This is a genomic window from Thalassospira sp. ABD4_177 (assembly GCF_056160125.1).
Genome location: NZ_JBSWWO010000001.1, coordinates 1,982,689 through 2,003,323, shown reverse-complemented (window position 1 = coordinate 2,003,323; position 20,635 = coordinate 1,982,689). Strand labels below are relative to the sequence as shown.

17 protein-coding genes are annotated in these 20,635 nt (G+C 55.0%); 11 read left to right on the top strand and 6 right to left on the bottom strand.

Going from position 1 to position 20,635, the window contains the following annotated elements; translation table 11 throughout:
* The first annotated feature begins 163 nt into the window (after positions 1 to 163).
* From ACXAF0_RS09140 to ACXAF0_RS09125, 4 genes are all read left to right on the top strand, one after another.
* Positions 164 to 1,153: a hypothetical protein gene (locus ACXAF0_RS09140; protein ID WP_475345567.1), complete on the top strand. Its 990-nt coding sequence runs from the start codon at positions 164 to 166 to the stop codon at positions 1,151 to 1,153.
* A 57-nt stretch (positions 1,154 to 1,210) separates the two neighbouring features.
* The gene (locus tag ACXAF0_RS09135; protein ID WP_475345566.1) at positions 1,211 to 2,347 is read left to right on the top strand and encodes an NAD(P)/FAD-dependent oxidoreductase; all 1,137 of its coding nucleotides are present in this window, start codon (positions 1,211 to 1,213) and stop codon (positions 2,345 to 2,347) included.
* A gap of 83 nt (positions 2,348 to 2,430) precedes the next feature.
* On the top strand, positions 2,431 to 3,552 hold the full coding sequence (locus tag ACXAF0_RS09130) for a hypothetical protein (protein WP_475345565.1): 1,122 nt from the start codon (positions 2,431 to 2,433) through the stop codon (positions 3,550 to 3,552).
* Positions 3,553 to 3,955: 403 nt separating this feature from the next.
* Positions 3,956 to 4,546, top strand: coding sequence for a DsbA family protein (locus tag ACXAF0_RS09125; protein ID WP_475345564.1), 591 nt, complete (start codon positions 3,956 to 3,958; stop codon positions 4,544 to 4,546).
* A 112-nt stretch (positions 4,547 to 4,658) separates the two neighbouring features.
* Here the strand turns inward: ACXAF0_RS09125 and ACXAF0_RS09120 are convergent, their stop codons facing one another.
* Complete coding sequence (locus ACXAF0_RS09120) at positions 4,659 to 4,892, bottom strand: hypothetical protein (protein WP_475345563.1); 234 nt, start codon at positions 4,890 to 4,892, stop codon at positions 4,659 to 4,661.
* A 542-nt stretch (positions 4,893 to 5,434) separates the two neighbouring features.
* Here ACXAF0_RS09120 and ACXAF0_RS09115 point away from each other — a divergent pair.
* Positions 5,435 to 6,484 (top strand): Glu/Leu/Phe/Val dehydrogenase dimerization domain-containing protein, encoded by a 1,050-nt coding sequence (locus tag ACXAF0_RS09115; RefSeq protein WP_475345562.1) that lies wholly within the window; start codon positions 5,435 to 5,437, stop codon positions 6,482 to 6,484.
* A gap of 93 nt (positions 6,485 to 6,577) precedes the next feature.
* Here the strand turns inward: ACXAF0_RS09115 and ACXAF0_RS09110 are convergent, their stop codons facing one another.
* The 3 genes from ACXAF0_RS09110 to putA form a co-directional block, all read right to left on the bottom strand.
* Positions 6,578 to 6,811: a (2Fe-2S)-binding protein gene (locus ACXAF0_RS09110; RefSeq protein ID WP_062957449.1), complete on the bottom strand. Its 234-nt coding sequence runs from the start codon at positions 6,809 to 6,811 to the stop codon at positions 6,578 to 6,580.
* Positions 6,812 to 6,975: 164 nt separating this feature from the next.
* Positions 6,976 to 7,605, bottom strand: coding sequence for a BON domain-containing protein (locus tag ACXAF0_RS09105; protein ID WP_475345561.1), 630 nt, complete (start codon positions 7,603 to 7,605; stop codon positions 6,976 to 6,978).
* A 249-nt stretch (positions 7,606 to 7,854) separates the two neighbouring features.
* The gene (gene putA / locus ACXAF0_RS09100; RefSeq protein ID WP_475345560.1) at positions 7,855 to 11,658 is read right to left on the bottom strand and encodes a bifunctional proline dehydrogenase/L-glutamate gamma-semialdehyde dehydrogenase PutA; all 3,804 of its coding nucleotides are present in this window, start codon (positions 11,656 to 11,658) and stop codon (positions 7,855 to 7,857) included.
* 205 nt (positions 11,659 to 11,863) lie between these two features.
* Between putA and ACXAF0_RS09095 the strand changes: the two genes are divergently transcribed.
* The gene (locus ACXAF0_RS09095) at positions 11,864 to 12,337 is read left to right on the top strand and encodes an Lrp/AsnC ligand binding domain-containing protein (protein ID WP_475345559.1); all 474 of its coding nucleotides are present in this window, start codon (positions 11,864 to 11,866) and stop codon (positions 12,335 to 12,337) included.
* A gap of 122 nt (positions 12,338 to 12,459) precedes the next feature.
* On the top strand, positions 12,460 to 13,092 hold the full coding sequence (locus tag ACXAF0_RS09090) for a DsbA family protein (protein WP_475345558.1): 633 nt from the start codon (positions 12,460 to 12,462) through the stop codon (positions 13,090 to 13,092).
* Positions 13,093 to 13,103: 11 nt separating this feature from the next.
* Here the strand turns inward: ACXAF0_RS09090 and ACXAF0_RS09085 are convergent, their stop codons facing one another.
* Positions 13,104 to 13,943, bottom strand: coding sequence for a hypothetical protein (locus tag ACXAF0_RS09085; RefSeq protein WP_475345557.1), 840 nt, complete (start codon positions 13,941 to 13,943; stop codon positions 13,104 to 13,106).
* 360 nt (positions 13,944 to 14,303) lie between these two features.
* On the opposite strand from ACXAF0_RS09085, the gene ACXAF0_RS09080 reads away from it, so the two are divergent.
* Genes ACXAF0_RS09080 through ACXAF0_RS09065 form a run of 4 tightly spaced genes read left to right on the top strand, consistent with a single transcriptional unit; the run spans position 14,304 to position 19,656 of the window.
* Positions 14,304 to 15,914 (top strand): carboxyl transferase domain-containing protein, encoded by a 1,611-nt coding sequence (locus ACXAF0_RS09080; protein WP_475345556.1) that lies wholly within the window; start codon positions 14,304 to 14,306, stop codon positions 15,912 to 15,914.
* Between the two features lie 7 nt (positions 15,915 to 15,921).
* Complete coding sequence (locus ACXAF0_RS09075) at positions 15,922 to 16,734, top strand: enoyl-CoA hydratase/isomerase family protein (protein ID WP_475345555.1); 813 nt, start codon at positions 15,922 to 15,924, stop codon at positions 16,732 to 16,734.
* 1 nt (position 16,735) lies between these two features.
* Positions 16,736 to 18,739, top strand: a complete 2,004-nt coding sequence (locus ACXAF0_RS09070; protein WP_475345554.1) for an acetyl/propionyl/methylcrotonyl-CoA carboxylase subunit alpha — start codon at positions 16,736 to 16,738, stop codon at positions 18,737 to 18,739.
* Positions 18,739 to 19,656, top strand: a complete 918-nt coding sequence (locus tag ACXAF0_RS09065) for a hydroxymethylglutaryl-CoA lyase (protein WP_475345553.1) — start codon at positions 18,739 to 18,741, stop codon at positions 19,654 to 19,656. Before ACXAF0_RS09070 ends, ACXAF0_RS09065 begins: the two co-directional genes overlap by 1 nt.
* Here ACXAF0_RS09065 and ACXAF0_RS09060 read toward each other — a convergent pair.
* The gene (locus ACXAF0_RS09060; RefSeq protein WP_475345552.1) at positions 19,653 to 20,630 is read right to left on the bottom strand and encodes a DUF2971 domain-containing protein; all 978 of its coding nucleotides are present in this window, start codon (positions 20,628 to 20,630) and stop codon (positions 19,653 to 19,655) included. The genes ACXAF0_RS09065 and ACXAF0_RS09060 overlap by 4 nt on opposite strands.
* Positions 20,631 to 20,635 lie beyond the last annotated feature (5 nt).

The following is a 20,635-nucleotide window of genomic DNA, read 5'->3' as shown; positions in this document are numbered from 1 at the left end:
AAAAATCAAGGTAAAAGCGATCTGACTCACATCCTACAGGCGACTGAACCCTAGCCAATCTAGATGCACAAAGGTAAAGATAAGGGTAGCGCAACGCAAAAATGCGCCTGAAAACAAACTGAAAGGACGCAATGTGAAGTATCGGGCGGCTTTGATCGGCAGCATGCTTGCAAGCCTTCTGGTGGCAGCCCCCCAGATCGCGCTCGCTCAGCAAACCAGCGGGTTTGAACAGATCCCGCAAGACCAGAGCCCGGTTCTGTTTGCCACCAATACCGATGGCCAGAACAGCTTCCTGCGTCAATATCGCGATAACAGCACGGTTTTTGTCGGGCGCTGGTATGCGCAGCAATCGGTGAGCGAATCACCAGCTGCCGCAAGTGACCTGTACCTTGAGACCGTTTATACGACCTCCGCGCCCGGCTTTCGGTTCAGCACCGCCATGGCGTCCGAGCAGTTGCTTGATATGTTTGATGCACTCAAGGGACGCAGCAGCCTGAATGGCGCGAACTTTGTGCAGGAAACACGATATGGCAACATTGCCCTGTCACCCTTTACCCGTGATGGATCGCAATGCGTTTCCTTTGTCGGGCAGTGGGATCCGCAAACACCAGCCCAACGCGGCAGCCGCCTGCTGGGTTATTATTGCACCCCGACACAGGTTCAGGCTGCCAATGGCGTCAGTGCACCGCTAAGTGGCCTGCCGATGATTGATGCACAGGAATTCGCCGCCGGGTTCTTTGGCCGTCTGACGATTGAACTGCCGGAAAATTCGGCGATTTCCGCGGCTGTTGCCGGACCAGCGGATGACGCAGTTCTCCAGCAGCCCGAAGGTGAAACCACGCCGCCGCCGATTGACGGCATTGATATCGTCACCAACTGGCAATCGGTACGTGGCACCGGCAAACTGCGCTTTGACCAGCCATCTGGCGAAGGCACCATGATCCTTGATGACGACCAGCGCCATTGCGAGGGCATCTGGCGCCATGAAGGTGGTGCTTATCAGAGCAATACGCTACCGTTTGGCAGCTGGTATGTCTATTGTAACGACAGCAGCTTTGCACGTGGCCACTACACCAGTGAGGCGCCCGCAGTTGTCACCGGCAACGGCAAGGACAATCAGGGGCAGGCTGTCTATTTCCGCCAAGCGAACTAGGATCCCCCACATCCTGACCACCGCATTTCCCACATTCCAACCAAGATACAAGTGATCATGACTGCAGATATTCAAACCATCGTCATCGGTGCCGGCGTCGTCGGACTGGCCTGCGCCCGTTCTCTTGCACGCACGGGGCGCGAAGTCCTGATCATTGAACAGCACGATGCAATCGGCACCGAGACAAGTGCCCGTAACAGCGAAGTCATTCATGCCGGGATTTACTATCCGAAAGGCAGCCTCAAGGCCGAGCTTTGCGTCACCGGGCGCGAGATGCTGTATCGCTATTGCGAGGAAAACGGCATTGAACACAGACGCACTGGCAAACTGATCGTCGCCACCGCCGAAGACCAGATGACAGCACTGGCTGGGATCAAGGAAAAGGCCGCCGAAAATGGCGTGAATGATCTTGTCTGGATTTCGCGCGAAGAAGCGCTTGAACGTGAAGCGAACCTGCATTGCGTTGGCGCGCTTGAAAGCCCATCGACCGGTATTGTCGATAGCCACCAATTGATGGTCACCCTGCTGGGTGAGGCGGAAAATAAAGGCGCGACCCTTGCCGTGAACACCAAGGTCACCGGCGTCAGCTTTGAAAACGGACTTTATACCGTCAACACCACCGATGCCGATGGCGAAGAAATGAGCCTGACCTGCGCGGAATTGATCGTTGCTGGGGGCCTGCACAGCCAGACACTGGGGCGGAACTTTGCCGGTCTGCCCCCCGCAACCGTCCCGCCACAGCACTATGCACGCGGTTGTTATTTCACACTGTCGGGCAAGGCGCCGTTTTCCACCCTGATTTACCCGGCCCCGGAACAGGCCGGGCTTGGCATCCACCTGACGCTTGATATGGGCGGTCAGGCGCGCTTTGGCCCGGATGTGACCTGGGTGGATGCGCCGAACTATGACGTTCCCGAAGAATGCCGGGCGGCCTTTGCCGAAGCCATCCGCAAATACTATCCCGATCTTGATGAAAACGCCCTTCAGACCGGCTATGCCGGTGTGCGGCCAAAAATTCAGGCCCCCGGCGAAGCCGCGCGTGACTTCCTGATTGCCGATGAAAAACAGCACGGGCTTAATGGTCTTGTAATGCTCTATGGTATTGAATCACCGGGTCTTACTGCATCGCTTGCGATTGGCAACCGGGTGACCGAGCTGATTACTGCGCAAGGCGCGATGCAGGCGGCATCATAATATCGCCAAACTAATCAGCGATGGATAAAGGCATGGCCAAGCAACGTCACAGCAAGTCAGGGCAGATCCAACCGACGCCAACGATGGCTGAGCGACACGGCGTGCCCAAATCCATCTCGCGTAGACATTTCCTGGGAACTGGTGCGGCCGGGCTTGGCGGCGCATTGCTGGCGACAACACCGCTTGGCGCCTATGCACAGGAACTGGAACCCTTTATCCCACCGCCCAACAGCCTGAGCGATGGTCGGTCTGGCATCAATACCGGCCGACCGGAAAAAGACTTCGTTGAGGAAATGCGCGATTACGTCATCGCGATCAGCCGCTGGGCGAAAAGCTATCGCAGTGACTTTTCGATCATTGCCATGAATGGCCTGGAACTGACCGAGTTCCTTGAAAAAACGCTGTTTGCGACGCGCGGTGTCGCCGAACCGGCGCGGAATTACCTGCGTGCGCTTGATGCCATTCTGGTCGAAGCGCCGTTTTATGGTTTCGAAAACTACGGCGAAGCGACCAACGCCGAAGAAACCAAATATATTCTGGGATATCTGGAACGGCTCAAGCTTGAAGGCCTGCAATATCTTGCCGTCGACTACACCGAAAACCGGGCCGATATGGATAAGGCCCGCGCGCAACTTGCCGATCTCGATGCGCTTTATTACGCGGCCCCGCCACCGGGCATGCAGCTTTCATCATTGGCAAAGGTGCCCAACACGCCATTTGGCTCCAACCCACATGTTATCGATAATATCCGCCAGGCGAAGAATTACGCCATGGTGCTCGATAGCTCGCCCTATGGCACCAAAGATGCCTATGTCAACGCACTGGCGGCGACCAATTACGATACCCTGATCATAGATCCATTCCATCGCGGAACCATCCCGCTGACCTATGATGATATGAAGCGCCTGCGCTACAAGACGACCGGCACACCGCGCACGCTTATTTCCTATCTCAATATCGCGACCGCAGAGACATATCGCTATTACTGGCAAAGTGGATGGCGGGCCGGTAGCCCCGATTTCGTCAGCGAAGGCAACCTGATGGCCCGCTGGGGCCAGGAAAACCATGTCCATTACTGGACCCGCGAATGGCAAAGCATCATCTTTGGCAGCGAGAACAGCTATCTTGGCAACATCATGAAGCTTGGCTTTGACGGGGTCCTGATGAGTGGCATTGATGAATATGCCTGGTGGCTGGATTACTAGGGTCAGCAAAACACCATCACAAACATATGAACGGATCTCACCGGTCAATTCGTGACCGGTGTTTGACGAAGCATGCCTGCTTGGGCAGTCTAGGGACAGGACCTATTAATTTGGTTTGAATGGTCGCTCAGATTTGTGCGGATACGCGAAGCCAAACCGCCGGAAGATCTATATCTTTCAAGGTTTTGCGACAAAGTAGCCCGTGCAAATCTGAGCGATCCGAAGGACAGGGTTTATATTTGCAAACTCCGACGTCAAACCCCTCGTGCGGGATACCAACCCGCTCAGCGGGCTTTTCCTTGGATTTCACAAATATAAACTCTGCCATTCCAATCAAATTAATAGGTTCTGTCCCTAAGACCATTGAAAAACAACATCTGCAGCGCAGATCAAGGAGGCCGACATGTCCGAGCCGATCATTCATTATTTCTTCGTGCAATCCCCATGGTCCTTTTTCGGGTTTCGCCGCGTTGTCGACATCGCCAAACAGCATGGCGTGAAGATCATTCACAAACCTTGCCGGGCCGCCGATGTCTGGGAACATGGTGGTGGCGTCCCATTGGCCAAGCGCCCGCAACCGCGTCAGGAATACCGCCTGGTTGAGCTGAAACGCTGGTCAGAACATCTTGGCATTCCGATCAACCTGCACCCGGCACATTTCCCGGCGGATGAAACGCTTGCGGCGCGCACCATCATCGCGGTTCAGGAAGACGGCAAGGATGTCAGCGACCTGACCGAAACCCTGATGGGGGATATATGGCTGCGTGAACGCGATATTTCATTGCACGCAACCGTGCGCGATGCACTGGTATCAAACGGCCTGTCGACAGAATATCTGGAAAATGCCGACCTGCCCGAGATCGCCAAGATCTATGACGATAACTGCCAGTCAGCGCGTGAACGCAACATCTTTGGCGTCCCGACCTATTTTGTTGGCAACGAGATGTTCTGGGGTCAGGATCGACTGGACTTTGTTGACCGCGCCCTGCCTTGAACATTTACGTTCATAACGGCATCCACAAACACATCGGGCGGGGATTACCCCGCCCGATGTGTTTGTGTCCATGGTTTCCCCATGGACCATATCTCTGCCCGCTCAGCGTAAATCAGCCAAGGCGTTTGACGTGATCGACAACGAAGCCGTCTTCGGACGGATAGCTGTTTTCGATCATGGCAAGGGCCTTGTTTTCGTCGCTTGCCGCAACTTCATGAGTCTGAACATCAGCCCAACGGTCATCAAAGAGTTCGTGGGAACGGTTCTCTTTGACACACTCGCGCACAGCCTGATTGTGCAGTTCAACCTCATATACGGTTTGGCGATGGTCTGTGAATGCAGACATTTCCGCCGCTCTCCTTACTTTTTGTTCGCTGGCGCCGCCCAGACGCCAACCTGTCCTGAACCGGGAATCTCAACCACAAGATACCCAACCGTGAGTCTACGTTTCGCACCTTAACGAGCCGTAAATTGTCCGGTTAATTGATATTTCCAGATTAATTGCTCCGGTTTCAAGTGCGAATTTGGCATGGCCGCATGATCAAATCCCTGATTCAGGACAAATCACCGTAAGTGCAATGCAGCATAAAATGACCCGCGGAAAAGGTTTGGGAATAGCTGCGCAAAGAGAATCCCGGAAAAGCTGAATTTGCCGCTTGGCGCGTCCCTCAGATCGTTGTGCACCGCACATCGCGCGCAATAAAATTACAAAGCCGTTCCAACAGGCTCAGAATATTTCCGCACGAAAGCCGCCCCTCAACCGAAACGGTCTTTTTTCCGTCTTTCGGGAATTAGAAATTGATCAACAGCCCGATGCATCAAACATAAAGGGATAAGCAGGAAACAGCCTGCACCAGAACAATGATGCTGCCAGGAGGCTGCAAGAGGATGAACGTCTTTTCCGATATCGCCTTTGATGATCATGAACAGGTCGTCTTTGCCAGCGACAAATCCACCGGTCTGAAAACCATCATCGCCGTCCACAACACCAACCTTGGTCCGTCGCTTGGCGGTTGTCGCATGTGGCCCTATGCCAGCGAACAGGACGCCATCCATGATGTTTTGCGCCTGTCACGCGGCATGACCTACAAGTCTGCGCTTGCCAATCTGCCGTTGGGCGGCGGCAAGTCCGTCATTATCGGTGACCCGCGCAGCCAGAAAACACCGGAATTCTTCCGCGCCATGGGCCGTGCTGTCGAACAGCTTGGTGGGCGCTATATCGTGGCCGAGGATGTCGGCACCAGCCCCGAAGACATGGGCCATATCGCAAGCCAGACCAACCATGTCGGCGGCATCAATGATGGCAAGGATCCGGAACGCACCGGCGACCCGTCGCCGTTTACCGCCTATGGCGTTTTCATTGGGCTCAAGGAAGCGGTCCAGTTCAAACATGGCCGTGACGACCTTAAGGGCATGCGCGTTGCGGTTCAGGGGCTGGGCCATGTTGGGTATCACCTGTGCCGGATGCTGCATGCCGCCGGGGCCAAACTGATTGTCGCGGACCTTAATGCATCCAGCGTCAAGGCCGCCGTCATGGAGTTCGGGGCAACGGCCGTATCAGTCGATGAAATCCTGTCGGTTGAGGCCGATATCCTCGCCCCGTGCGCCCTTGGCGGGGTGATCAATGATCGCTCTATCGAGGCCCTTAAGGTTGGCATCATTGCCGGGGCCGCCAATAACCAGCTTGAGCATGACCGCCACGGCGAGATGTTGCGCGAAGCGGACATCCTGTATGCCCCGGACTATGTCATCAATGCTGGCGGTGTGGTTGAAGTCTATTATTGCCGCGAAGGCAAAACGGTGGCCGAAACCAACATGCATATCGAAGGCATTGGCGACACCGTGCGCGAGATTTTCAAACGCGCCAAGGACCAGAACCTGTCGACCGGCTTTGTCGCCGACCGCCTGGCCGAGGAACGTTTCGGCCTGAAGAAATAACGTTCCAGGTAAGACTGACGTCAGACACAAACAACAAAGGCGAAGCCCAAGTGGCTTCGCCTTTTTCGTATCGCTTGAATATCGGGAAGCGCCCTACTCGGCGGCAATCGGTTCGATATTTGCCGTTACAGCGGCTGCATCATCACAATCGCAATTGCCACAGGTTTTCGCCTGAAGCAGTTCTGCGCGCATATGGCAGGCGCATTTACCACATTGCGGCGCGCAGCCATGGAAACGGAAGACTTCCGCTGGACGCGTCGCCCCGCCCTGCTCGGCGGCATGGCGAACGTCTTTTTCCTTGAGCGCATTACAAATGCAGACATACATGGTGCGATTGCAATCAGTTATTAATTACGTGCAATCACCTCTAAGATAAATGCGAATGGTTTTCAAACACTTTTGCATCTGGCCCAACCAAAAAAATTCCCCGCAAGGCCGAACGCCTGCGGGGAATTTACAAAAAACTGTTTCATCACAAGGTGATCGGCGAATCAGGCCGTTGTGATGTGGCTCACAACCTTGGTCACACCTTTGATCCGGCGCACGATGGAAAGCACCTTTTCAAGCTCGGCATCGCTTTGGGCTTCGCCCATGATGTAGACGACATTTTTCACCGACTGCCAACGATAGTTGACGGAACTCACGCCTTTTTCGGCCAATAACAATGCCTTGATCTGACTTTCGATCCAGACGTCCGACACCGACTGGGTGGCCGAATCCGTCGGAACGGCATTCTTGCCATACTCGTCTTCGGCCGCATGGTAGGCATCAATCGTTTCCTGATCGGCAATCACTAGATGGTCATGGACGGTCTTGATGCGGTTGTCCTGTTTGACCATCGACATGACGTCATAATACTTGCCCTTGGAATCCACCATGCCGGTGACCATGACATTCTGTTCCCAGATATCGATGTTCACATCCATCAGATAGGTGTGGTCGACCTTGGAAAACTCGCCAAGGATACCGGACTTGATCTGGGTATCGAGCCACTGGTCATTGCCGGTACGGTCTTCCAACGGCATCTGCAACGGCCCACAAGCCGCAAGCGGCACCGCCAGAAGCGCACATACCGATACCGTTTTCAGGACACGGCCAAAACCGTGGGTTACCTTGATCATTCCTGTTCTCCTTGTTCATGCCTGCCCGACATGGGTCATTCTTCTTGCGTCAATATCAACGCCGCAGGACATCATCTGTTCCGGCCAATAGCTATTGCAGCCAATTTTGACGAAAAAAAGCCCAACCGCTCTTCGGGCGCAGGCATACTACTTCAGAGAAGATGAATAAAAGATAGAAAAATGGACCGGAAATCCCTTCCCGGTCCATTTGCAGATTTCAGGATCGCAAAAGCGCCAATCCGATGCGGATCAGTCTTCTTCCATCGACATCAGGGATGCGTTGCCCCCGGCCGCCGTGGTGTTGATCGTGATCGTCTTTTCGGTGGCAAAGCGATGCAGAAACGCCTCATCGGGCAGTGCGCCGTCATCCTCGGCCCCGCTATCGGAAATCAGCGACAGGATCGCACCATCCCGCTTGGCCAAAAGCTGCTTGAACGAGGTCACCCGATCAAGGGTGGCCACACAGGATACCCCGGCGATATCGCCATCATACATCGCACCAAGGCCCGTATTGGTCCCGACAGCCTTGATCAGCTTGGCCGGCAGACCCGCCTGCTGTGCAAGTGCCGGAATTTCAGCCAGCCATTTCTGGTCACCTGCAAGGATCACCGCATTGCCAGCCGCAAGGGCAGCGGCCAGATGACGGATAATCTTTGCCGGTTCGGCGTCCTTGTCGGCCTGGATCAGATACACCCCACGGCCCTGACAATAAAGGTCGTTGGTTTCACCGGTCGGTCCGGGCATCCGGGTCGGTGCGACAAAACCGTTTTCAGAAAGGGCTGCAAAGTTCGCAACGTGATCCGCCCCGGCAACCAGGGCATCATTGCCAGATGCCTCCATCTTGCTTGAGAGCTTTTCAAGAATGGTGACACGGGCATTGCCATCGGTTGCCTGCCATTCTTCCTGGGCCGTCAGCATCGCGGCATATTCGTTGGTCGCGATGACATCCTTGACGATGATCGGCGCACGATCATCTGCCACATCATCATTGGAGATGGTCTGGGCATGTGCAATCGGCTTGGCAAAGCGTTCGACATAGTGCGGGCCACCGGCCTTCGGGCCGGTCCCGGATTTGCCCTGCCCGCCAAATGGCTGCACGCCAACCACCGCACCAATCTGGTTGCGGTTTACATAGCAGTTCCCGACACGCAGCTTGTGCGAGATTTCGCGCACCGTCGTGTCGATACGTGAATGGATACCAAGCGTCAGGCCATAGCCCGATGCATTGATCTGATCGAGGATTTTGTCCATGTCACGTGCCTTGAAACGCACCACATGCACGACCGGCCCGAACACTTCACGTTCAAGAACATCAATCGACGGAATTTCAAAGCAATGCGGGGCAAAGAAATTGCCACCTTCGCATTCCGGAAGCGTGTTACACGCATGCAGAAGCTTGGCTTCCTTTTTCATGCGCTCAGCGTGGGCTTCAAGAACCTTGCGCGATTTCTCGTCAATCACCGGACCGACGTCGATATCCAGGAACTTCGGATCACCGACGCGCAGTTCTTTCATCGCCCCGACCAGCATGTCACAGAGCTTGTCGGCAATGTCTTCCTGAACAAACAGAACACGAAGCGCCGAGCAACGCTGCCCTGCCGACTGGAAGCCGGAAATGATCGCGTCCTGCACGACCTGTTCGGGGAGTGCGGTCGAGTCCACAATCATCGCGTTCTGACCACCTGTTTCAGCAATCAGCGGCAATGGCACACCCGGGCGCTTTGCCAGTGCCTGGTTAATCAGCTGTGCAGTTTCGGTCGAGCCGGTAAAGGCCACCCCGGCAATGCGCGGATCATTGATCAGCTGATTACCAATCACACGGCCCGGCCCCGGTACCAGTTGGAATGCCGAGCCCGGCACACCAGATTCAAGGATCAGCTCTGCCGCACGGGCCGCAACCAGTGAAGTCTGCTCTGCCGGTTTGGCAATGACAGCATTTCCTGCTGCAAGGGCCGCAGTCACCTGCCCCAGGAAGATCGCAAGCGGGAAGTTCCACGGGCTGATGCAGACAATCACGCCACGGCCTTCAAGCGGGCTGCCTTCGCGGAACGTTTCCTCCGCCCGGTTGGCGTAATAGCGACAGAAATCGACCGCCTCGCGGACTTCAGCAACGCCATCAAGATACAGCTTGCCTGCTTCGCGCTGACAAAGCGCGATGAACTCGTCCATGTTTTCTTCAAGCAGATCACCCAGACGCCGCAGTGCCGTGGCGCGCTCGCTTGCCGGTGTCTTGTTCCAGGTTTCATAGCCCTTCACGGCGGCGACAACAGCGGCCTCAACATCGGCCTCGGTCGCCTGAACAAGGTCACCGACCTTTTCATTCAGCTTGGCCGGATTGATGACATCAATCGGTGTTCCGGAAACAAGTTTGCCATCAATCAGCGGGGCTGCGTTCCAGGTCTTGTCCTTGATCTCGGCCAACTTGGCGCTAAGCGGCAGAAGCTTCTCCGTGTCGGTCAGGTCAATCCCGCGCGAGTTCACGCGCGTTGCCCCGTAAAGATCAATCGGGGCCGGGATCTTCGGATGGCCTTTGCGCGGAAGTGCCGCCATCTTTTCGATCGGATCGGCAATCATTTCCTCGATCGGCAGCTGTTCATCCTGAATACGGTTCACAAAGCTGGTGTTGGCCCCGTTTTCAAGCAGACGCCGCACGAGATAAGCCAAAAGATCTTCATGGGTGCCGACCGGCGCGTAAACACGGCACGGAACGTTTTCACCCTTTTTATCGACGATCTGCTCATACAGGGCTTCGCCCATGCCATGCAGGCGCTGGAATTCAAAGGTGCGGTCATTGCCCGACATTTCAAGGATCGATGCCACGGTATGGGCATTGTGGCTTGCGAATTGGCAGTAAAACGCATCGCGGCGCGACAGCATATATTTCGCGCACGCCAGATAGGACACATCGGTCGATGCCTTGCGGGTAAAGACCGGGTAGCCGTCAAAGCCGTTTTCCTGACTGAATTTGACTTCGGTATCCCAATAAGCGCCCTTCACAAGGCGGACCATCATCTTGCGCCCGACCTTGGTCGACAGATCTGCCAGCCATTCCAGAACGTGATAGGCACGTTTCTGATAGGCCTGAACAGCCAGACCATAGCCTTCCCAGCCATCAAGATCCGGATCGGCAAAGACCGTGCCGATGACATCAAGCGACAGGTCAAGACGGTTGGCTTCCTCGGCATCGACGGTGAAGCCGATATCGTATTTCTTGGCCAGAAGGGCGAGTTCCTTAAGCCGCGGGGTCAGCTCGGTCATGACCCGTTCATAGTTGGCAAAGTCATAGCGCGGGTGAATCGCCGATAATTTCACCGAAATGCCCGGGCTGTCGATCGGGCCGCGGCCATTGGCAACCCGACCAATATCGTGAATGGCGGTTTCATAGGCCTTATAATAGCGATCGGCGTCATCCATGGTGCGGGCGGCTTCGCCCAGCATGTCATAGGAATAGCGATAGCCTTTTTCCTCATTGGCCTTGGCGCGCTCGGCGGCCTCATCAATGGTGCGCCCCATCACGAACTGGCGGCCCATGATCCGCATCGCGTGGTTGAACGCCTTGCGAATAACCGGCTCGCCGGAACGACCAATCATGCGTTTGATCAGACGCCCCGGGTCCGCCTTTTCCGCCTTGCCAAACTTGATCACCCGCCCGGTCAGCATCAGCCCCCAGGTCGATGCATTGACAAAGAAACTGTCGGAATGGCCCAGATGGCTTTGCCAGTCGGCGTCAAACAGCTTGTCCTGGATCAGCTTATCAGCGGTGACTGCGTCGGGTACGCGCAGCAATGCCTCGGCCAGGCACATCAGGATGACGCCTTCCTTACTGGAAAGCTCATATTCATGAAGCAGGGCATCAATGCCGCTTTTGCCGTTATCGGCTTCGCGGACACGGGCGACAAGCTGATAGGCGCGATCATGAACGCGTGCGGTCTGTTCCGGGGAAAGACGCGCCGCTTCGATCAGGCGCTCTACGACAGCTTCTTCATCAGCACGATAGGAATCGCGGATGGTCTGGCGGATCTCGTTTGGTTGGGACAGTTCGGAACGGAACATATTTTCAAGCCTCTCCCTGATGTTTGACTTTTGCCAACGCCGAAGAACGCATGCTTTTCCAAGCGCTTCGGGGCCTGTTGCACCTCTATGGTGACCGACAATATTATTTCACCCGAAAAATGTGCTGCCAATTTTCGATAAAATACGATATATCATCCACGGTTTTCACATTCTTATAGTCACAAACACTGGCTGGATATCCATAATGCAGAAGAACCACAAGAGCCTGGACAAGATCGACAAACAGATCCTCCGCGAGCTGCAAAATGATGGTCGCATGTCCAATGTCGAGCTGTCACGCCGGGTCAATCTAAGCCCGACCCCCTGCCTTGAACGTGTCCGCCGGCTTGAGCAGCATGGCTTTATTACCGGCTATATGGCAACACTGGACCCGCGCAAGCTTAACCAGTCACTGGTCGTCTTCGTTGAAATCATTCTTGATCGTACCACACCGGACGTCTTTGATGTTTTTGCCGCGGCGATCAAAAAGCTGCCTGAAATCGAAGAATGCCACATGGTCGCGGGTGGTTTTGACTATCTTGCCAAACTGCGTGTCGAGGACATGTATGCCTATCGCGAGTTCCTCGAACGGCTGTCTTCTGTTCAGGGTGTCGGTCAGACTCATACATATGTCGTCATGGAAGAAGTGAAAGTCCGCCCCGGAATTGTGGTCCCCTGATTTTATTATTTTGTTGATTCACAACAACTTAATAGATCAAGATTACGTATAGTAAAGCAGGCAAAAGATCTGCACGTAAAAATTGTCGTGATGAACGGGTTACGTAAAACGGGGTTTGGGAAATGTCTGAGGTCACCTTCTATTTCGATTTTTCGTCGCCTTACGGGTATCTCGCCGCCGAGCGGATGGAAGAATTTGAACAACGCCTTGGGGTCACCGTCGTCTGGCGCCCCTTCATGATTGGCGCGGCCTTCAAACAGACCGGACAAAGCCCTCTTCTCGATCAACCGATCCGCGGCCCCTATTTCCGCCATGACATGGAACGCTGCGCACGCCTACAGAACGTGCCCTTCCAGATCCCGAAAAATTTCCCCTACGCAGCCCTGGTACCGACGCGTGCCTATTACTGGCTTGAATCGCGCTCCCCGATGCTGGCCCGCAAGTTCGCCACGGATATCTATCGCGGCTATTTCGCCGATGGTCTTGATATGGCCAACCCGGAAAACGTGTTTGCTGCGGCAACCCGCCATTCTATTAATGCCACTGAAATGCGCACGGCTGTCGAATCCCAGAAATGGAAAGACCATGTGCGCAGCGTCACTGAAGACGCCATTGCCATGGGGGCATTTGGTTCGCCCTTCTTCTTTTATGAGGACGAACCGTTTTTCGGAAATGACCGCATCGATCAGCTTGGCCAGTGGATTTCACTGCGCAAGGGTGCTTCGGGTAGCTTGATCGACGATCCTGCTGACTAACCCGCCAAGCTCTATTCAAGCAAATGTTCCTGCGCCTTTTTGACCGACATCCACATGTCGGCATTGCGATCAAGGGCCTTCTGAACATCTGCGCGGGTCAGCATTTCATCCAATAACGCAACCGCCTGCCGGCCCCAGTCATTCTTGGTGCAGGCCACGTGATAATTGATTTTTGTCGATGCCTCGCGAAACGGATGCGTGATGATCTTTGGGGTTCGATCATCGCGCAGCTTCAGCTTTTCGTTCACCAGCAACCAGGTAATCACCCAAGGCGGTGCCAGTGAAAAATCCACCCGCTGCATTTCAATCATCGAAAGGATCGGCTCGATGAAATTGGGTGTTGGATGGCGGATCACGACCGGTTCATCCTCATAGCTCTGGATAATCTCGTCGATCCCGTCGCCATAAGATATGCCCGCCCCGACCCCGACGACGAAACCATCCTCAAGCAGCTGCTTGAGCGAGACATTTTCATCAATTTTGTCGCGCAGCTTCTTGTTGCCGGCCGCATAAACCAGATGACTGGAATCAAGCACAGCACTCGGATGATCCGTAAAACAGACGAATTCTTCGCGTTCTGATGTTCTGAGCAGTCCGGGCACGCAAAAGTTGCCCGATTTCATCAGGCTGAACAGGCGCGCCATGTTTGCATGTCCCTCGACCATTCCCGGATCGGCATCATGCCCCAGAAGGGCTTTCAAGATACCGCCATGCAGCCCTTTGCCGGCCAGTGGACCGCTTGAAATACCGATGGGTGGGACATCGGCCTTGAGCCAATGAATGTCACTGGCGGCTTCCTGCGCATGCACCGGTGCGGCGGCATAAGGGCCAACAACCATCGACAAAAACATAAGGCAGATCAAAGCCGTATAAGATTTTTCTTTTTTACGCCAACCAAACCCGAACACCAACCGTCTCCATGTGTCTCCACACATGAGTGTATTCCCCGAACGCGTTATTTGTAAACCAAACCGGTTAGGTGCAGCGCAGCAAAGAACCCCCGTCAAGCAGCCGAAAAATCCGGATTACCTGAGCCTATGAAAGGCCTATAAAACGCTTCATATTCTGCGCATTTGCAGCATATAGATAATTTCGGTACTAAAATACCGATTTAATATTGACGTTTACGTAAACTTCACCCATAACAACAGCCATAAACACCCTGCACGCGGGCCGATTTGCCCACAACAAAAGAACGGTGAAAACGGACGATGACGGTACTGAAATCTGCGGTAAACGCCCGTTCAGAAGACTTCCGCAACAATGCCGAGCATATGGAAAAGCTGGTTTCCGATCTGCGTGATCAGATCGCGACGGTCAAGCTTGGCGGCGGTGAACGCGCGCGCGATCGCCATACAGGGCGCGGAAAGCTCCTGCCACGCGAACGCATTCGCCAGCTTATTGATATTGGCTCGCCGTTTCTTGAACTTTCCCAGCTTGCCGCACATGGCATGTATGGCGATGAGGACGTCCCGGCCGCAGGCATCATTACCGGCATTGGTCGGGTATCGGGCGTTGAATGCGTGATTGTCGCCAATGATGCGACGGTCAAGGGTGGATCCTACTATCCGATGACCGTAAAGAAGCATCTTCGCGCACAGGAAATCGCGCTGGAAAACAATCTGCCCTGCATCTATCTGGTCGATAGTGGTGGCGCCAACCTGCCCCGTCAGGATGACGTTTTCCCCGACCGCGACCATTTCGGACGCATCTTCTTTAACCAGGCAACCATGTCGTCAAAGGGCATCCCGCAGATCGCGGTTGTCATGGGGTCCTGCACAGCGGGTGGTGCTTATGTCCCGGCAATGTCGGATGAAAGCATCATTGTTCGCAAACAGGGCACGATCTTCCTCGGTGGTCCACCGCTGGTAAAAGCCGCAACCGGCGAAGTCGTCTCGGCCGAGGACCTTGGCGGGGCGGATGTTCATTGCAAAACATCCGGTGTCACCGACCATTATGCCCAGGATGACAGCCACGCGCTGTCAATCGCGCGTGATGTGGTCAAGAACCTGAACTGGACCAAGAACCCCGGCCTGACGCTGAGCGAGCCGCGCGCCCCGGCCTATGACCCGCACGAGATTTATGGCGTGGTCCCCTCTGACACCAAGAAGCCCTATGACGTGCGCGAAATCATTGCCCGTATCGTTGATGGCTCCGAGTTCGATGAGTTCAAGGCACAGTATGGCACGACCCTTGTCACCGGCTTTGCCCGTATCTTTGGTTATCCGGTCGGCATCGTTGCCAATAACGGCATCCTGTTTTCTGAGAGCGCGCTTAAGGGCGCGCATTTCATCGAACTTTGTGCCCAGCGTGGCATTCCTCTGGTCTTCCTGCAAAACATCACCGGCTTCATGATTGGCCGCAAATATGAAAGTGGTGGCATCGCCAAGGATGGTGCGAAACTGGTCACCGCTGTTGCCACCGCCAATGTCCCGAAATTCACCATCCTGATCGGTGGATCATTCGGGGCGGGGAACTATGGCATGTGTGGCCGCGCCTATAGCCCGCGCTTCCTGTGGATGTGGCCAAATGCCCGCATTTCGGTCATGGGCGGCGAACAGGCGGCCAACGTGCTGACGCAAATTCGTGCCGATGCCATGGAAAAACGCGGTGAAAGCTGGCCCGAAGCCGAGCAGGAAGAATTCAAGGGCCCGATCCGCGATCAGTATGAAGAACAGGGTCACCCCTATTACGCGTCAGCCCGCCTTTGGGATGACGGTGTGATTGATCCCGCCGATACCCGTATGGTTCTGGGTCTTGGCCTGTCGGCGGCACTCAACAAACCGGTCGAAGAAACCCGGTTTGGCGTGTTCAGAATGTGAGGTGATCATGAGCAATATAAACACCGATAACATGACCAACGCTGCCATCTGTGAAATCAGCGATTTCGGGATTGCGACCATTACGCTGAACCGCCCGAAAATCCACAATGCGTTTGACGACGTCCTGATCACTGACCTGACAGCGAAGATCGAGGCGCTTGATGCGGACCCGGCTGTGCGCGTGATCATTCTGACCGGGGCGGGCAAAAGCTTTTCGGCTGGTGCCGACCTGAATTGGATGAAGCGCATGGCGGGCTATAGCCATGCTGAAAACCTGGCTGACTCCCGTGCGCTTGCCAAACTGATGAAGGTTTTGAACTTCGCATCAAAGCCGACCATCGCCCTGGTCAATGGCGCGGCCTTTGGCGGCGGGGTTGGGCTTGCGGCCTGTTGTGACATCGTCATTGCGTCAGAACGTGCGAGCTTCTGCTTGTCTGAAGTCAAACTGGGTCTGATCCCGGCGGTGATTTCGCCCTATGTGGTTGAGGCCATCGGGGTTAATCAGGCACGGCGTTATTTCCTGACCGCTGAGCGTTTTGATGCAAAGACAGCCCAGCAGATAGGTCTGGTGCATGAAATCACCTCCCCCGATGAATTGACTGCCCGTGGGCAGGAAATGGCGACGCTTCTGCTGGCCAATGGGCCGGATGCGATGCATGCCGCCAAGAACCTGATTTACGCGGTTGCAAACAAGCCGATTTCAGATGCCGTAATTGACGACACAGCACACCGTATTGCTGATCAACGGGCAAGCGACGAGGGCCGCGAAGGTGTCGGTGCCTTTCTGGAAAAACGTCCCGCGAACTGGAGCAAGAAATAACATGCCGCGCAAACTTCTGATCGCCAACCGCGGTGAGATCGCCTGCCGTGTGATCAAGACCGCCCGCCGCATGGGAATTGCCACGGTTGCCGTTTATTCCGATGCCGACGCCAAGGCCCTGCATGCCAAACATGCGGACGAGGCCTACCATATTGGCGCGCCAGCACCCAAAGACAGCTATCTGCGCACCGACCGTCTGCTTGAAGTCATTGCGCAATCGGGTGCGGATGCCGTTCATCCGGGTTATGGCTTCCTGTCGGAAAATGCCGGCTTTGCCGATGCGCTGGAAAAGGCCGGCTGCGTTTTTGTCGGCCCGCCGGCCAGTGCCATCAGTGCGATGGGCTCAAAATCCGAAGCCAAGAAAATCATGGGCAAGGCCGGTGTGCCGCTGGTGCCAGGCTATCATGGGGAGGATCAGGACCCCGACCTTCTGGCGGCCGAGGCCGACAAGATCGGCTATCCGGTGCTGATCAAGGCATCGGCTGGTGGCGGCGGCAAAGGCATGCGCGCGGTTGAAACCCCGTCTGATTTCAAGGATGCGCTGATCAGCTGCAAACGCGAAGCCGCGAGCAGCTTTGGCGATGACCATTGCCTGATTGAGAAGCTGATCGTCAAACCCCGCCATGTCGAAATTCAAGTCTTTGCCGACAGCCATGGCAACGCGGTTTACCTGTTCGAACGCGATTGCTCCTTGCAGCGCCGCCATCAAAAGGTGATCGAAGAGGCCCCGGCCCCGGGCATGAGTGACGAACTGCGTGCCCAGATGGGCAAGGCTGCCGTCGATGCCGCCAAGGCGATCGGCTATCAGGGCGCGGGTACGGTTGAATTCCTGCTTGATGCGTCAGGTGCGTTCTATTTCATGGAAATGAACACCCGTCTTCAGGTCGAACACCCGGTGACCGAGAAAATCACCGGCGAAGATCTGGTGGAATGGCAGTTGCGTGTCGCCGATGGTGAGCCCCTGCCAAAGGCGCAGGAGGAGCTTTCGATCAAGGGGCATGCTTTTGAAGTACGCATCTATGCCGAGGATCCGCAGAATGACTTCTTGCCGGCCACCGGTAAGCTTGTCCATATGCGCATGCCGCGTGAAACCGATCATGTGCGGGTCGATACCGGCGTTTATGAAGGCGGCGAAGTATCGATCCATTACGACCCGATGATCGCCAAGCTGATCACGTGGGATGTGGACCGCAAGGCCGCCCTGCGTCGTATGGCGACGGCACTCAATGATGTTCAGATCGTTGGTGTGACGACCAATACCGGCTTCCTTGGCAATATTGCCCGGCACCCGGCATTTGAGCGGGGTGACGTCGAAACCGGCTTTATCCCGAACTATCAGGATGACCTGATCCCGGCCCCTGTCACACCCGATAACGAGGCGTTGGCATTCGCCGCCCTTGATATCCTTCTGACCCGCGATACCGAGGCCGCCCGCTATGCGGCCCAAAGCAACGACCCCTACTCGCCTTGGCACAGCACGGCGGGCTTCAGGCTGAATGACGATAACCACCATGACCTGATCCTGCGTCATGACGGGTCGGACATGCTGGTGAAGGTGCATTACCGTGATCAGGGCTATGTCATCGATATGCCCGATGGTAGCGCTATCATCGCCAGTGCCGAACGCGATGAAAACGGCGCCATCGTTGCAAGCCTTGATAACGTCCGCAAACGCGCAACCGTCCTGCGTGATGGTAATCGTCTGATGATTTTCCGCGATGGGCGTTCGGATCGTCTTGATATCTTTGATCCGCTGGCAGCTGCCGGTGGGTCCGAGGGCACAGGCGGCGGCCTGACCGCACCGATGCCGGGCAAGATCATTGCCGTGATGGCCGAGACCGGCCAGTCGGTCACCGCCGGTGACAAGCTGGTCGTCATGGAAGCGATGAAAATGGAACACACCATTTCCGCCCCCGTTTCGGGCACAGTCAAGGAGGTGTTCTTTGGCGTCGGCGATCAGGTTGATGATGGTGCGGAACTGATCGCGATCGAGGAGGCCGAATAATGGCCCTGATTTCCGATCTGCCAAGCCACGTCAAAATCGTTGAAGTCGGTCCGCGTGACGGGCTTCAGAACGAAAAGGTAATGGTGCCGACCAACACCAAGGTCGAGCTGATCCATCGTCTGAATGATGCCGGATTATCCGTGATCGAAGCCACCGCCTTTGTCAGCCCGAAATGGGTACCACAAATGGCTGATGCGCCCGATGTCATGGCGCAAATCACCCGCAAGCCCGGTGTGACCTATCCGGTGCTGGCCCCGAACATGAAGGGTCTTGAAACCGCAATTGCCGCTGGCGCTACCGAAGTCGCTGTTTTTGGCGCCGCCTCCGAAAGTTTCTCGCAAAAGAACATCAACTGTTCGATTGTCGAAAGTCTTGATCGTTTCCGCCCGGTGGCAGATGCCGCCCGCATGGCGGGTCTTGTTGCCGTGCGAGGATATGTGTCCTGCGTGTTGGGCTGCCCCTATGAGGGTGACATCGCGCCTGAAAAGGTCGCCGAGGTTGCCAAGGCCCTTTATGACATGGGCTGCTATGAAATCAGTCTGGGCGACACCATCGGCACCGGCACACCGGCAAAGGCACAGGCGATGATCGACGCCGTTGCCAAACATGTCCCCATCGAAAAGCTCGCCGCACATTTCCATGACACCTATGGTCAGGCACTCGCCAATCTGCTGGCCGTCCTGCAGATGGGGGTCGCAACCGTTGACAGTTCGGTCGCTGGTCTGGGCGGCTGCCCCTATGCCAAGGGGGCCAGTGGCAATGTCGCGACTGAGGATGTTGTTTATATGCTCAACGGGCTTGGCATCGACACTGGTATCAATCTTGAAAAGCTTGCCGAGACAGGAAGCTGGATTTGTGATCAGATAGGAAAATCAAGCGCATCGAAGGTCAATCTGGCCTTGCGAGCAAAGCACTAGCCAACATAAGGCGTTTCCGACAAAGTCACCTCAATTCCTGCCCCTTCGAGAGCGAATGAAACTGCATCATAGTTTTGCTGCTGCTGCCGACATGGCCCGACGATTACTCTTCGGATCGGCAAAGGATCGGGAATCTCTTCGAGTAACTTTATGTATGGAATTAGACCATCTTTGCCCTCGCGAACGTAGATTTTCTTGAATTTGCTGTAGCCTTCTCCTAGTTCACTGAACGGCCCGCCCTGCAGTATCGGGGCTATCACAACCCGAAACTCTTGCTCTTCTCGAAAACCAATATGTTTGGTTCTAGTTGCTGCAGTTACGAATGGACTATACGACTTTTCGAATGGGTTTTCGCGCCCCCTGAGCAGAGCCTCTGCTGTATCAACGATGCGCTCAATATTCTCATTTAGGGATGGTAGTGAATTGTCAGTGTCACAGTAAAAAACATCGCAGAAAAACGAGACCGCTCGCTCATACGTAGCAACACTCTCTTTAATCTGCCGAGACAATTCTTTGACGTCAAATTCGATAGCAAATCCTCCGTCAGAACCGTATCCACGCCATTGACTTAACAAGCCGTTTTTCTTTTCGTAGCTGTCAGTATGACTGCAGAAGGATACGAAGAACGGATGAACCAACTCCATCCGACCGTCTTGCGGTTGAAAGGTGGTTTTATATAACACATTAATGAATTCATCCGCTTGCTGAGATGCTAAATTGCTGTACCCATGCACTCGAAGAAGTGCACTTTGCATCTCATCTAGGTCACGCTTATTTCTCAGGTTTTTCTCGAAGAATGGCAGGAGACTATTCCTCAGGACCTTTTTAAAGAAAACGACCTCTTCTCTATCGTTTAAAAACTTGTAGCTAGATGCCCATAAGTCGTTACTGTTCAGTATCCCCAACAAACCTGCTTGATTCGTATAATGGAACAAGGTTTCATGCTTGTCCCACACATGCTCTGTATCGCTCACTATCT